General features: G+C 73.0%; 13 protein-coding genes. 12 read left to right on the top strand and 1 reads right to left on the bottom strand.

What is annotated here, in order from left to right; genetic code table 11:
- Nucleotides 1-17: 17 nt before the first annotated feature.
- The 4 genes from QQS41_RS01115 to QQS41_RS01100 all read left to right on the top strand — a co-directional run bounded on the left by QQS41_RS01115 (nt 18) and on the right by QQS41_RS01100 (nt 3003).
- Nucleotides 18-878 carry an acyl-CoA thioesterase gene (locus QQS41_RS01115; protein ID WP_448850868.1) on the top strand — a complete coding sequence of 287 codons (861 nt, stop codon included), beginning with the start codon at nt 18-20 and terminating at the stop codon, nt 876-878.
- Nucleotides 875-1462 (top strand): pyridoxal 5'-phosphate synthase glutaminase subunit PdxT, encoded by a 588-nt coding sequence (pdxT, locus tag QQS41_RS01110; protein ID WP_448850867.1) that lies wholly within the window; start codon nt 875-877, stop codon nt 1460-1462. The genes QQS41_RS01115 and pdxT overlap by 4 nt, the downstream gene beginning before the upstream one ends.
- 201 nt (nt 1463-1663) lie before the next feature.
- Entirely contained in the window at nt 1664-2413 is a 750-nt protein-coding gene (locus tag QQS41_RS01105) for a YebC/PmpR family DNA-binding transcriptional regulator (protein WP_448850866.1), read from the top strand.
- Nucleotides 2414-2541: 128 nt separating this feature from the next.
- The gene (locus tag QQS41_RS01100; RefSeq protein ID WP_448850865.1) at nt 2542-3003 is read left to right on the top strand and encodes a DUF3817 domain-containing protein; all 462 of its coding nucleotides are present in this window, start codon (nt 2542-2544) and stop codon (nt 3001-3003) included.
- On the opposite strand, the gene QQS41_RS01095 is transcribed toward QQS41_RS01100, so the two are convergent.
- Entirely contained in the window at nt 2907-3926 is a 1020-nt protein-coding gene (locus tag QQS41_RS01095; protein ID WP_448850864.1) for an aminoglycoside phosphotransferase family protein, read from the bottom strand. The genes QQS41_RS01100 and QQS41_RS01095 overlap by 97 nt on opposite strands.
- A gap of 155 nt (nt 3927-4081) precedes the next feature.
- Here QQS41_RS01095 and ruvC point away from each other — a divergent pair, with 155 nt between their 5' ends.
- The 8 genes from ruvC to QQS41_RS01055 all read left to right on the top strand — a co-directional run bounded on the left by ruvC (nt 4082) and on the right by QQS41_RS01055 (nt 13143).
- Nucleotides 4082-4681 (top strand): crossover junction endodeoxyribonuclease RuvC, encoded by a 600-nt coding sequence (ruvC, locus tag QQS41_RS01090; RefSeq protein ID WP_448851926.1) that lies wholly within the window; start codon nt 4082-4084, stop codon nt 4679-4681.
- Nucleotides 4678-5298, top strand: coding sequence for a Holliday junction branch migration protein RuvA (gene ruvA / locus QQS41_RS01085; RefSeq protein WP_448850863.1), 621 nt, complete (start codon nt 4678-4680; stop codon nt 5296-5298). The genes ruvC and ruvA overlap by 4 nt, the downstream gene beginning before the upstream one ends.
- Before the next feature lie 13 nt (nt 5299-5311).
- Nucleotides 5312-6406 (top strand): Holliday junction branch migration DNA helicase RuvB, encoded by a 1095-nt coding sequence (ruvB, locus tag QQS41_RS01080; protein WP_448850862.1) that lies wholly within the window; start codon nt 5312-5314, stop codon nt 6404-6406.
- A 156-nt stretch (nt 6407-6562) separates the two neighbouring features.
- The gene (gene yajC, locus QQS41_RS01075) at nt 6563-7006 is read left to right on the top strand and encodes a preprotein translocase subunit YajC (protein WP_448850861.1); all 444 of its coding nucleotides are present in this window, start codon (nt 6563-6565) and stop codon (nt 7004-7006) included.
- A 45-nt stretch (nt 7007-7051) separates the two neighbouring features.
- Nucleotides 7052-8947, top strand: a complete 1896-nt coding sequence (gene secD / locus QQS41_RS01070; protein WP_448850860.1) for a protein translocase subunit SecD — start codon at nt 7052-7054, stop codon at nt 8945-8947.
- A 2-nt stretch (nt 8948-8949) separates the two neighbouring features.
- Nucleotides 8950-10263: a protein translocase subunit SecF gene (gene secF, locus QQS41_RS01065; RefSeq protein WP_448850859.1), complete on the top strand. Its 1314-nt coding sequence runs from the start codon at nt 8950-8952 to the stop codon at nt 10261-10263.
- A 70-nt stretch (nt 10264-10333) separates the two neighbouring features.
- Entirely contained in the window at nt 10334-10876 is a 543-nt protein-coding gene (locus QQS41_RS01060; protein ID WP_448850858.1) for an adenine phosphoribosyltransferase, read from the top strand.
- Between the two features lie 5 nt (nt 10877-10881).
- A complete protein-coding gene (locus tag QQS41_RS01055) occupies nt 10882-13143 on the top strand; it encodes a RelA/SpoT family protein (protein WP_448850857.1) in 2262 nt (753 codons plus the stop codon).
- Nucleotides 13144-13278: the final 135 nt, after the last annotated feature.

The following is a 13278-nucleotide window of genomic DNA, read 5'->3' as shown; positions in this document are numbered from 1 at the left end:
AGGAGGGTTTCCCGGCCATGGCGGACATCCGCAAGGTCCTGGACCTGGAGCACATCGATCGCGACATCTACCGCGGCCCGGTCATCGAGTCCATCCTGCAGCGCACGTTCGGCGGCCAGGTCGCCGCGCAGGCCCTGGTGGCGGCGACCCGCACGGTAGGCGAGGGCAAGGAGGTGCACTCGCTGCACGCCTACTTCGTCGGCCCGGGCCGGCCGGACGTGCCGACGGTCTACCTCGTCGATCGGGTGAAGGAGGGCCGCTCCTTCGACTCCCGCCAGGTCAAGGCGGTGCAGGAGGGGCGCACCATCTTCGTGATGCAGGCGTCGTTCCACCGGGTCGGGGAGCAGGGCATCGAGCACTCCGACGCGATGCGCGACGTGCCGCCGCCGGAGGAGGTCGTCGTCGACGAGTCGACGATGACGGAGACCCGCAAGCTGCTGCTGCGCGAGTGGTCCGACTGGGACATCCGCATCGTGCCGGGGGACCGGTACACGCGGAACCCGTACACGGTGTCGCACCAGGCGGTGTGGTTCCGGGCGAAGGACCGCCTGCCCGACGACCCGACGTTCCACGTCTGCACCCTGGCGTACATGTCCGACATGACGCTGCTGTCCTCGGCGCTCGTTCCGCACCCGGGCGTCGAGGTGCAGGAGGCGAGCCTGGACCACGCGATGTGGTTCCTGCGCCCGTTCCGCGCCGACGACTGGCTGCTCTACGACCAGATCTCGCCGTCGGCCCACGGCGGCCGCGCGCTGACCCACGGCCGGATCTTCAACCGCGCGGGCGACCTCGTCGCCGTCGCGACGCAGGAGGGCCTGACCCGGACCCTGGCGCCCGGCCAGGAGTCCGTCCCGTCGAAGAAGGAGGGCGGCCGGTGATCATCGGCGTGCTGGCGCTGCAGGGCGGCGTCGCCGAGCACGAGCGCGTGCTCGAATCGCTGGGCGCGGAGGTCCGCAAGGTCCGGCGCCCGGCGCACCTGGAGGGCCTCGACGGCATCGTGCTGCCCGGCGGAGAGTCGACGACCCAGTCGAAGCTGCTGCGGATGGAGGGCCTCGACGGGCCGCTGGCCGACGCCATCGCCGGCGGCCTGCCCGCCTACGGCACCTGCGCCGGCATGATCCTGCTGGCTTCCACGGTGCTGGACACCCGCGAGGACGCCGTGCGTCTCGGCGCCCTCGACGCGGTGGTGCGGCGCAACGCCTTCGGCCGCCAGATCGACAGCTTCGAGGAGGACCTCGACTTCGCCGGCATCGACGATCCGGTGCACGCCGTGTTCATCCGCGCGCCCCAGGTCGAGGAGGTCGGCCCGGACGTCGAGGTCCTCGCCCGCACCGAGGGCGGCGCCGTCGTCGCGGTCCGCCAGGGCCGCGTCATGGCCACGAGCTTCCACCCCGAGTGCCAGGACGGGGAGCTGCGCGTCCACGAGCTGTTCCTGCGGGAGTGCGTCGGCGCCGGAGCCTGAGGCGAAGCGCCGGGGGAGGCCGTCGTCACGCGGCACCGCGGGGCGGCCGCGCCGCGGAGAGGGCGGCGCGTTGCCGGACGGTGACCGTCGTCACGCGAACCCCGCGCGACGCGGAGGGCGCCCGCCTCCGTCGGCGCGCGCACCCTGGGCTATAGTGGGGCGTCCCCCTGAAACCGATGAACGAGGAGCAGGTAGCGCTACATGGCCGGCCACTCCAAATGGGCAACCACCAAGCACAAGAAGGCCGCGAACGACGCCAAGCGCGGCAAGGAATTCGCGCGCCTGGTCAAGAACATCGAGGTTGCGGCCCGCACGGGCGGCGGTGACCCCGCGGCGAACCCGACGCTGTACGACGCCATCCAGAAGGCGAAGAAGCAGTCGGTCCCCAACGACAACATCGAGCGCGCCCGGAAGCGCGGCTCCGGCGAGGAGGCCGGCGGCGCGAACTGGGAGACCATCCTGTACGAGGGCTACGGCCCCGGCGGCGTCGCCATGCTGGTCGAGTGCCTGACGGACAACCGCAACCGCGCGGCGTCCGAGGTCCGCTCCCGCGTGACGAAGGCCGGCGGCTCCATGGGCGACCCGGGCTCCGTCGCGTACATGTTCACCCGCAAGGGCGTCTTCGTCCTGCCGAAGGGCGACATGGACGAGGACGACGTGCTGATGGCCGTCCTCGAGGCCGGCGCGGAGGAGGTCAACGACCTCGACGACAAGTTCGAGATCGTCTGCGACTTCACCGACTTCTCCAACGTCCGCCAGGCCCTGACCGACGCCGGCATCGAGTACGACTCCGCCGACCCGGACTACCGCGCCTCCGTCGAGGTCCCGCTGGACGTCGAGGGCGCGAAGAAGATGATGCGCCTCATCGACTCCCTCGAGGACTCCGACGACGTGCAGAACATCTTCTCCAACATGGACATCTCCGACGAGGTGGCCGAGCAGCTGGACTAGGTCCGGCCGCCGCCGACGGCGCGGGTCCCGCAGCACGCGGGCCCGCGCCGCCGTCGATCGCGGGGCGCCGCGTCCTTCAGCCTTTCGGATGATGTGCCGCAAGGGTATGCGCCTATACCCTTGCGGCCATGACTCCGAAATCCCTCTACCGCGTCCTCGCCACCGCCGAGATGGTGACGTGGGCGCTGCTGCTCGGCGGCATGTTCCTCAAGTACGCCGTCGGCGCCGGCGAGCTCGGCGTGCGCATCGGCGGCGGCGTCCACGGCCTGACGTTCCTCACGTACTGCGTCGTCACCGTGCTCACCTGGGTGAACCAGCGGTGGGACGCGAAGACGGGCGTGCTGGGCCTGGCGTCGTCCATCGTGCCGTTCGCGACGCTGCCGTTCGACAAGTGGGTCGACCGCCGCGGCCTGTTGGAGGGGGACTGGCGCTACCGCAACTCCGTGGAGCGGCCGTCGACGCTGCCGGACCGCGTGCTGGCGCTGTACGTCCGCTACCCGCTGTCCATGGCGATCGTGACGCTGCTCGGCGTCGCGGTCGTGTTCGGGCTGCTGCTCATGGCGGGTCCTCCGACCGAGTGGTTCGCCTGACGACGGTCCCCGCCCCCGACGGCGCCGCGCAGCGCGGCGTCCAGCAGGCGGCGGGCCTTCGCCGCGTCGGCGTGCCCGCCGGCTGCGGCGTCGCAGGCGAGGAACACCGCGTCCCACGCCGCGTAGCGGGCGGCCCGCTCGCGCAGGGAGGCGGCGGTGACGCGCGGGTCCCGGTCGGCGAGGCCGCCGATGACCGCATCGCGCAGGCCCGGGGCGACGTCGTCGAGGTGGGCGACATCGAATGCGGCGTCGGCCACCGTCATGTCGGAGACGTCGATGACGCCCAGCGTCGTCCCGTCCCACAGCAGGTGGGAGGCGTTGACGTCGCCGTGGACCAGGTGCGCCGGGGCGGGGTCGGCGTCGAACGCCTCGTCGGCGCGGTCGAGGATGCGGGCGACGCCGCGGCGGGCGCCGTCGTCGAGCCGGGGCAGGAGGTGCCGTTCGCAGCGTTCGCGGACGGTGGCGGCCTTCTCCGGGAACCAGGACCCGCCGACGGCGTCGAACGGCGCGGCCGTGATGCCGGCGCGGTGGAACACGGAGAGCGCCGCGGAGATGCGGGCCGCCATGGCGGGGAGGCCGGCGTCGGCGACGGCCGCCGCGTCCAGCGGCTCGCCGGGGACGAAGGACTGCAGGGTCAGGTCCGCGCCGTCGTGGCGCAGGGCCCGGGCGAGCCGGACGCCGTCCGGCATGCGCGGACCCAGCTCGGCCAGGACGGCGGCCTCCAGGCCCGCGCGGCCCCGGACGCCGGGGGAGGTGGCGCGGCGGGCGACGACGGCGCCGCCCGGGACGGGATCGCCGCCGAGTGCCGCGCCGTGCAGCACCGCGACGTCGTGGTCGAGGCCCCGCGGGGGCGACGACACGTCGTCCCAGGTCACGTCGGGCCAGGTGGCGCGGACGGCGTCGGTGAGCGGGGCGTCGGTCATGGTCGTCCACGATACGCGTGGGCCGGGCGCCGCCGTCCTCCGCCCCGGACCCCGGTGCGGTGCCGTCCCGGCGCCCGGGCGGACCCGGCCCATGGGAACGGTTGTTCGGACGATGTGATAGGAATGGACGGGTGGACATCGACGGTGGCGGACGCGTGCGCGTCATGGGCGTGGACCCCGGCCTGACCCGGTGCGGCCTCTCGGTCGCCGACGGCGGCCGCGGCAGGTCCGTCGTCCCCGTCGCCGTCGGCGTCGCCCGCACCGAGTCGGGCGCGGCGGTGGAGGACCGCCTGCTGCGCCTGTCCAACGCGGTGGAGGAGTGGATCGACCGGTACGACCCCGACGTCGTCGCCGTCGAGCGCGTCTTCGAGCGCGGCAACGTCTCCACCGTCATCCAGACCGCGCACGCCGTCGGCGTCGTCATGCTCGCCGCCGCCCGCCGCGGGCTGGAGGTGCACCAGTACACCCCGTCGGAGGTGAAGAAGGCGCTGACCGGCAACGGCCGTGCCGACAAGCGGCAGATGACCTCCATGGTCACCCGCATCCTCGGGCTGTCGGAGCCGCCGAAGCCGGCGGACGCCGCCGACGCGCTGGCGCTGGCGATCTGCCATTGCTGGCGCGCCCCGCTCATCGCCCGCGAACGGGCCGTCGCGGAGCGGGTGGCGGCGCAGAAGGCCCGGTTCGACGAACTCCGGCGCGCCCACGCGCCCAGGACCGCGCCGCAGTGGACGGCGCAGAGGAAGGGGACCCGATGATCGCCTCGGTGCGCGGCACCGTCATCGACAAGGCGCTCGACCACGTGGTGGTGGAGGCCGCCGGCGTCGGCCACCTCATCACCTGCCCGCCGCGCACCGTCGCGGAGCTGCCGCGGGGCGAGGAGGTCCTCGTGCTCACCGAGCTGGTGGTGCGGGAGGACGCGATGACGCTCTACGGCTTCGGCTCGTCGGAGGAGCGGGAGATGTTCCGCCTCCTGCAGACCGTGTCGAAGCTGGGCCCGAAGATCGCGCTCGCCCTGCTGGAGATCCTGCCGCCGCAGGGCATCGCGGCCGCCATCGCCGGCTCGGACGTGCGCGCGCTGTCGCGCGCCACCGGCGTCGGCAAGCGCATGGCGGAGCGCATCGTGCTGGAGCTGAAGGAGAAGGTCGGGGCGTTCGCCGCGCCCGCCGGCCACGACGGCGCGGACGCCGCCGCCCCCGCGGCCGCGGCGCCCGCCGGCGGCGCCGAGGTCGACCGCGTCGTGGAGGCCCTGGCGGGCCTCGGCTTCGGCGAGCGGGAGGCGACGGGGGCCGTCGAGTCGGTCCTCGCCGCCGACCCGTCCGCCGACGCGTCGTCGGCGCTGCGCCAGGCGCTCAAGGCCCTCGGCCGGGGCTAGGGTGGGGGGAACCATGAGCGACGTCGAGCGCACCGAATTCAACCTCGCCGGCGGCGGGCCCGCGCCCGCGGTCCCCGGCGGGGGCTTCCGCAACCCCGACGTCGACCCGTCGGCGCAGGCGGCCGAGGCGGACGCGGAGCTGAACCTCCGGCCGAAGTCGCTGGAGGAGTTCATCGGCCAGTCGAAGGTCCGCGGCCAGCTGGACCTCGTGCTCTCCGGCGCCCGCCGCCGCGGCGTCACGCCCGACCACATCCTGCTGTCGGGCCCGCCCGGCCTGGGCAAGACGACGATGGCGATGATCATCGCCGCCGAGCTCGGCACGTCGCTGCGCATGACCTCCGGCCCGGCGCTGGAGCGCGCCGGCGACCTCGCGGCGATGCTCTCCAACCTCATGGAGGGCGACGTCCTCTTCATCGACGAGATCCACCGCATCGCCCGACCGGCGGAGGAGATGCTGTACATGGCGATGGAGGACTTCCGCATCGACGTCATCGTCGGCAAGGGCCCCGGCGCCACCTCCATCCCGCTGGAGATCCCGCCGTTCACGCTCGTCGGCGCGACGACCCGCTCCGGCATGCTCACCGGCCCGCTGCGCGACCGCTTCGGCTTCACCGCCCAGATGGAGTTCTACGACCCGGCGGACCTGCGCCACGTCGTCGAACGCGCCGCCCGCATCCTCGACGTGGAGATCACCCCGGAGGCCGCCTCCGAGATCGCGTCGCGCTCCCGCGGCACCCCGCGCATCGCCAACCGCCTGCTGCGCCGCGTCCGCGACTTCGCCGATGTCCACGCCGACGGGTCCATCGACCTCGGCGCCGCCCGCGCCGCCCTCGTCGTCTTCGACGTCGACGAGGCGGGGCTCGACCGCCTCGACCGCGCCGTCCTCGGCGCGCTGGTGCGCCAGCACGCCGGCGGCCCCGTCGGCGTCGGGTCGCTCGCGCTGGCCGTCGGCGAGGAGCCCGCGACCGTCGAGGAGGTCTGCGAGCCGTACCTCGTCCGCGCCGGCCTCATCGCCCGCACGTCGCGGGGCCGCGTGGCGACGGCGGCGGCGTGGCGCCACCTCGGCCTCGAGCCGCCGGACCACGCGCCGGGGGCGCTGGGCCACTAGCCGCGGCGGGCGCGGCGCCGGGGCATGGGGGAGAACCGCGGCGCGGCACCCGTCGTCACGCCCCGCGGCGGCCGCGCGGGGGAGCGGGCGGCCACCGCCGGGGACGCGCGCCCCGCCTCCCGGGGGAAGGGCACCCTGCCTATACACTCGTCCCCCATGGACCCCTTGCTCCTTCTCATCCTCATGCTCATCCTGCTGGCGCTGCCGCTGTGGCAGACGTTCCGGCACAACAAGCAGATCCGCGCCATCCGCGACATGCAGTCGCGCATCCAGGTCGGCGATCGCGTCCAGACCGGCGCCGGCGTCCACGGCATCGTCGAGTCCCTCGGCGAGACCACGGTCGAGCTGACCATCGCCCAGGGCGTCACCACCGTCTGGGAGCGGGCCGCCATCATGCGCAACCGCTCCGACGAGGACCGCGTCGCCGGCCGCCGCGCCGACGAGGCCGTCGCCGGCGCCCCGGCCGCGGAGTCGGAGACCGAGGCCCCGCAGGCCCGCCCGGCCGACGACGCCCCGGCCGCCCGCCCCCTCGACGACCAGCCGGCCGACCGCCCGGCCGACCGCATCGAGGACCCGCGCGACCCGCAGGATCGCCCCTAGCCCCCACGACCGACGGGGCGGAGCCCCGCTAGGAGACGACAGACAGTGTCAGCACAGACGCGCCGCGGACGCGGCGGCATCAGGGCGTCGTGGCCGCAATGGTCCCTCGCCCTCTTCGTCATCATCCTCGTGGTGACGTACGCGCTGGTGTTCTTCACCGGCGACCGCAACCCCACGCCGAAGCTCGGCATCGACCTGCAGGGCGGCACCCGCGTCACCCTGGTCCCGCAGGGCCAGGACCCGACGCCGGAGCAGCTCGAGCAGGCCCGCACCATCCTGGAGAACCGCGTCAACGGCATGGGCGTCAGCGACGCGGAGGTCATCACCGACGGCGACACCCTGGTCATCACGGTGCCCGGCGAGGACTCCCAGCAGGCCCGCACCCTCGGCCAGACCTCCCAGCTGTTCTTCCGCCCGGTGCTCCAGCCCCCGACGCCCGACCCGGCGGCGATGACCGGCGAGCTGAAGCGCGTCGCCGACGAGTGGGTCCGCGTGGGCGTGCTCACCCCGGAGGAGGCCAACCAGTCGCTGAAGGAGTTCACGGACCAGTTCCGCGCGAACATCGACCAGCAGCGCCAGGGCTTCGAGCAGCAGTTCCCCGACCAGGAGCTGCCGCCGCAGCTGGACATCGAGGTCCCCGAGGCCCCGACCGTCACCGCCGCGCCGCCCGCCGAGCCCGCCAACTCCATCGAGGCGGCCGAGCAGCGCACCGAGACCCGCGAGGTGCTCCTGGCGACGCGCCAGTCGGACAACCCGACGACCCAGTTCGCCACCTCCGCGCTCATGCGCTGCGACGACCCGGAGCGCGTCGACCCGCTCGCCGGCGCCGACGACCCGCGTCTGCCGCTGCTGTCCTGCGACCCGTCGAGCCCCGGCCAGGTCCTGCCGCTCGGCCCCGCGCCGCTCGTCGTCGGCGACACCGACGAGGAGAACGGCAACCGCCTGTCCGGCGACGACATCGACACGAACGCCCCCATCAACGGCGGCTTCGACCAGCAGTCCGGCCAGGTGCAGGTGTCCTTCAAGTTCAAGTCCGGCAACGAGGACCCGGGCGCCCGCACCTGGACCCAGCTGACCACCGACATGCTCAACGAGCGCGTCGCCATCGTCCTGGACTCCCAGGTCATCAGCGCCCCCGTCATCCAGGAGCCCACCCCGGTCGGCGAGTTCACCCGCATCACGGGCGACTTCACCGTCGAGGAGGCCCAGTCGCTGGCCAACAACCTGCGATACGGCGCGCTGCCGCTGAGCTTCGCCGGCGAGAACGGCGAGCCGGGCGGCACCACGACGACGATCCCGCCGACCCTCGGCGCCGCCTCCCTGCAGGCGGGCATCATCGCCGGCCTCGTCGGCGTCGGCCTCATCGTCCTGTACGCCCTGGCCCTGTACCGCGGCCTCGGCGCCATCTCCATCGTCTCCCTGGCCGCGGCCGGCGCGATGGTCTACGGCGTCCTCGTGCTGCTGGGCCGCTGGATCGGCTACAGCCTGGACCTGGCCGGCATCGCCGGCATCATCATCTCCATCGGCACGACCGCCGACTCCTTCATCGTCTTCTTCGAGCGCATCAAGGACGAGATCCGCGACGGCCGCACCTTCCGGTCCGCCGTCCCGCGGGCCTGGCGCCGCGCCCGCAGGACGATCTGGACCGGCAACTTCGTGTCCATCATCGCCGCGGTGGTGCTCTACATCCTCGCCGTCGGCGACGTGAAGGGCTTCGCCTTCACCCTGGGCCTGTCCACCGCGTTCGACATCATCACCGCCTTCCTGGTGACCGCCCCGCTGGTGGTCCTGGCGTCCCGGCGCCCGGCGATGGCGAAGCCGTCGATGAACGGCTTCGGCTCGGTGATGGAACTGGCCCGCGATCGCCGCCGCGCCGGACGGGAGCTGCCCGCCGACGCCGAGCGCCGCATCGCCCACCAGACCGCCGAGGAGGCGAAGTAGCCATGGCAGACACCACCACCGACACCGCCGTCGCCCCGATCGACGCGGAGGACGACGCCCGCGGCGGGTTCCTGCGGCGCCTCTACACCGGCGCCGGCGGCATCGACATCATCGGCAAGTCGAAGCGCTGGTTCGCCGTGTTCGGCACCGTGCTCGCCGTCGCGATCCTGGCGATGGTCATCCGCGGCTTCTCCCTCGGCATCGACTTCGAGGGCGGCACCCGCATGACCATGCCGCCGGGCGACGCGACCGAGCAGCAGGTCGAGGAGGTCTTCACCGGGGCGACCGGCGTCGAGCCGGCGCAGGTGCAGATCGTCGGCTCCGGCGAGGGCCGCATCATGGAGGTCACCTCCGAGTCCCTGACCGACCAGCAGATCAACGACGCCCGCGTCGCGCTCTACGAGACGTTCCAGCCGAAGGACAACACCGGCACCGTCTCCCCGGACGCCGTCGGCGACTCCACCATCTCGGAGTCGTGGGGCTCCACCATCACGGAGCGGATGCTCATCGCGGCCGGGGTGTTCCTGGTCCTGGTGTTCATCTACATCATGATCCGCTTCGAGCGGGACATGGCCATCGCCGCCATCGGCGGCCTGCTGGTCGACGGCGTCGTCATCCTCGGCGTCTACGCCCTGCTGGGCCTGGAGGTCACCCCGGCGACCATCATCGGCCTGCTCACGGTGCTGTCGTTCTCGCTCTACGACACGGTCGTCGTGTTCGACAAGGTCGACGAGAACACCGCCGGCTTCGAGCAGTCAACGCGCCGCACCTACGGCGAGCTGGTGAACCTCGCGGTGAACCAGACCATCATGCGCTCCATCAACACCAGCGTCTCGACGCTGCTGCCGATCATCGCGCTGCTGGTCATCGCCGTCGGCCTGCTCGGCGTCGGCACGCTCGCCGACCTGGCGGTCATCCAGTTCATCGGCATCATCCAGGGCACCTTCTCCTCGGTGCTGCTGGTCGCCCCGATCCTGGTGTGGCTCAAGCGCCGCCAGCGCCGCTACCGACGCCACGACGAGCTCGTGGCGAAGGCCCGCGGCGGGGAGGCCCGCGACGCCTCCGGGGAGCGTGACGACGAGCCCCGCTCCGGCGGCGCCGCCGATTCCGGCGACGCGGCCGTCGCGGACGCCGCCCCCGATCGGGGCGCGGCCCGCGCGGCGGCCCGGCCCGCCGCGGCCGGGGCCGGGGAGGACGGCGCCGCCGGCTCCCGCGGCCCGCGCGCCGCACGTCGGGACGTCGTCACGCCCCGCCCCCCGCGGGAGGACGGCGACGACGGCGAGACGCCGCTGACGTGGCGTCCGGGATCCCGCTGATCCGAGGGAAGCGGGCCGGGTAACCTGTACGGGTACCCGGCCCGCTTCGCCATTTCCGGAGGATTCTTCAGTGACCTACGCCAACGCCAGGGAGGCCCTCGCCGACCTCATGCGCTTCGTCCCCGACTTCCCGGAGGAGGGCGTCGTCTTCGAGGACCTGACCCCCGCGCTCGCCGATGCGGAGGGCTTCCGCCTCATCATCGACGATCTGGCGGAGAAGTGCCGCGAGATGGGTGCGGAGGTCATCGCCGGCCTGGACGCGCGCGGGTTCCTGCTCGGCTCCGCCGTCGCCTACAAGCTCGGCCTCGGCCTGCTGGCGGTGCGCAAGAAGGGCAAGCTGCCCCCGCCGGTCCACTCCGAGGAGTACCAGCTGGAGTACGGCACGGCGGCCCTGGAGGTCCCGGCCAGCGGCATCGACCTGGACGGCCGCCGCGTCGTCCTCGTCGACGACGTCCTGGCCACCGGCGGCACCATGGGCGCCGCGATGAAGCTGCTGGAGGACTGCGGCGCCGAGATCCGCGGCCTGTGCGTCGTGCTCGAGGTCGAGGGCCTCGGCGGGCGCGAGGCGCTGGCCGGCACCGAGGTCTACGTCGTCGACTCCCCGAAGGACTGATCGAGATGGCGGACCTGGGCGCGCGCCGGTACGGGGCCAGGCTGGCCCGGAGCCTTACGGGCGGTCGCACGCGCGTCCGGCCCGTCCTCGACCCCCTGGTGGCCATCCACCGGGAGGTCCACCCGCGCGCCGACGTCGCGGTGCTGCAGCGCGCCTACGACACCGCCGAGCGGCTCCACGACGGCGTGTTCCGGAAGTCGGGGGAGCCGTACATCACCCACCCGCTGGCGGTCGCCGTCATCGCCGCCGAGATCGGCATGGACACCACCACGCTCGTCGCGGCGCTGCTGCACGACACGGTGGAGGACACCGACTACTCGCTGGAGGACCTGGAGGCCGACTTCGGCCCGGAGGTCGCCCGCCTCGTCGACGGCGTGACGAAGCTGGACAAGGTGGCGCTGGGCTCCGCGGCGGAGGCGGAGACCGTGCGCAAGATGGTCGTCGCGATGTCGAAGGACCCCCGCGTCCTGGTCATCAAGGTCTGCGATCGCCTGCACAACATGCGCACCATGCGGTTCCTGCCGCCGGAGAAGCAGGCGAAGAAGGCCCGCGAGACCCTGGAGGTCATCGCCCCGCTGGCGCACCGCCTGGGCATGGCGAGCGTGAAGTGGGAGCTGGAGGACCTGGCGTTCGCCATCCTGTACCCGAAGAAGTACGACGAGGTCGTCCGCCTCGTCGCCGACCGGGCCCCGCAGCGCGACGAGTACCTGCGGAAGGTCTCCGACGAGCTCGGCGCCGACCTGCGGCGCGCCCACATCAGCGCCCGCGTCGAGGGGCGTCCGAAGCACTACTGGTCCATCTACCAGAAGATGATCGTGCGGGGCCACGAGTTCAACGAGATCTACGACCTCGTCGGCATCCGCGTCCTCGTCGACACGGTGAAGGACTGCTACGCCGCCATCGGCGCGGTGCACTCGCTGTACCAGCCGATGCCGGGCCGCTTCAAGGACTACATCAGCTCCCCGCGCTTCGGCGTGTACCAGTCGCTGCACACCACGGTCATCGGGCCGGGCGGCAAGCCGCTGGAGGTGCAGATCCGCACCCACGAGATGCACTACAACGCGGAGTACGGCATCGCGGCGCACTGGCGGTACAAGGAGACGAAGGGCTCCCACCGCGGCGACAAGTCCGAGGTCGACCAGATGGCGTGGATGCGCCAGCTGCTGGACTGGCAGCGGGAGGCGGCGGACCCGAACGAGTTCCTCGACTCGCTGCGCTACGACCTGGCGTCCAACGAGATCTTCGTGTTCACGCCGAAGGGCGACGTCATCACCCTGCCGACGGACGCGACGCCGGTGGACTTCGCCTACGCGGTGCACACGGAGGTCGGCCACCGCTGCATCGGCGCGAAGGTCAACGGCAAGCTCGTGGCCCTGGAGTCGGCCCTGAAGACCGGCGACCGGGTCGAGGTGTTCACGTCGAAGGACCCGCAGGCGGGGCCGTCGAAGGACTGGGAGTCGTTCGTCCGCTCGCCGCGCGCCCGCTCGAAGATCCGGCAGTGGTTCAACCAGGAGCGCCGCGATCAGGCGCTCGAGGCCGGCCGCGACGCCCTGGCGGCGGAGATCCAGCGCGGCGGCCTGCCGATGCACCGGCTGTTCACGCCGGAGTCGATGGACCGCATCGCCAAGGAGCTGAACTACGCGGACGTCGACGGGCTGTACACGGCGATCGGCCTCGGCCGCGTCAAGCCGGGGCACGTGACCAACCGCCTCATGGCGCAGTTCGCCTCCGCGGATGACGCGGAGGATCAGCTGGTGGCGCGGACGCCGCTGTCGGCGCTGCAGGCGCCGAAGAAGCGGGCGCGCGCCGACGGCGCGGGCGTGCTGGTCGAGGGCAGCGCCGACATGATGGCGAAGCTGGCGAAGTGCTGCACCCCGGTGCCGGGCGACGACATCTTCGGCTTCGTCACCCGCGGCGGCGGCGTGTCGGTGCACCGCACGGACTGCACGAACGCGGCGCGGCTGCGGGAGGAGCCGGAGCGCATCATCCGCGTGTCGTGGGCCGACGAGTTCGCCGGCGCCGTCTTCACGGTGACCATCCAGATCGAGGCGCTCGACCGCCACGGCCTGCTGTCGGAGATCACCCGCACCATCTCGGAGCAGAAGGTGCCGATCATGGCGACGTCGTCGCACACCGCGGAGGACTCCGTCGCGACGATGCGCTTCACCTTCGAGGTCTCCGACACCAAGCAGCTGGGGTACATCATCTCGGTGCTGCGCGGCATCGAGGGCGTCTACGACGTCTTCCGCGTCACCTCCGGCGGCTGAGGCGGCCGCCGCGGGCGGGTGCCCGCGCGTCGCGTCCGCGTCCCGCGCGGTCGCGTGCCGCGGGTTCGCGTGACGACGGCCCCCGCGCCGCCCCCTCGCCGGGGTGCGGTGCGGGGGCCGTCGCCGTGCCCGGGA

This window comes from Corynebacterium sp. 335C (genome assembly GCF_053525695.1).
This window is presented reverse-complemented; position numbering and strand designations above follow the sequence as displayed.

Excerpts from the sequence above, each read along its gene's own strand:
- QQS41_RS01115 (WP_448850868.1), top strand. The coding sequence starts at position 18 with ATGGCGGACATCCGCAAGGTCCTGGACCTGGAGCACATCGATCGCGAC.
- QQS41_RS01100 (WP_448850865.1), top strand. The coding sequence starts at position 2,542 with ATGACTCCGAAATCCCTCTACCGCGTCCTCGCCACCGCCGAGATGGTG.
- QQS41_RS01105 (WP_448850866.1), top strand. The coding sequence starts at position 1,664 with ATGGCCGGCCACTCCAAATGGGCAACCACCAAGCACAAGAAGGCCGCG.
- QQS41_RS01095 (WP_448850864.1), bottom strand. The coding sequence starts at position 3,926 with ATGACCGACGCCCCGCTCACCGACGCCGTCCGCGCCACCTGGCCCGAC.
- ruvB (WP_448850862.1), top strand. The coding sequence starts at position 5,312 with ATGAGCGACGTCGAGCGCACCGAATTCAACCTCGCCGGCGGCGGGCCC.
- yajC (WP_448850861.1), top strand. The coding sequence starts at position 6,563 with ATGGACCCCTTGCTCCTTCTCATCCTCATGCTCATCCTGCTGGCGCTG.
- QQS41_RS01055 (WP_448850857.1), top strand. The coding sequence starts at position 10,882 with ATGGCGGACCTGGGCGCGCGCCGGTACGGGGCCAGGCTGGCCCGGAGC.
- ruvA (WP_448850863.1), top strand. The coding sequence starts at position 4,678 with ATGATCGCCTCGGTGCGCGGCACCGTCATCGACAAGGCGCTCGACCAC.
- secF (WP_448850859.1), top strand. The coding sequence starts at position 8,950 with ATGGCAGACACCACCACCGACACCGCCGTCGCCCCGATCGACGCGGAG.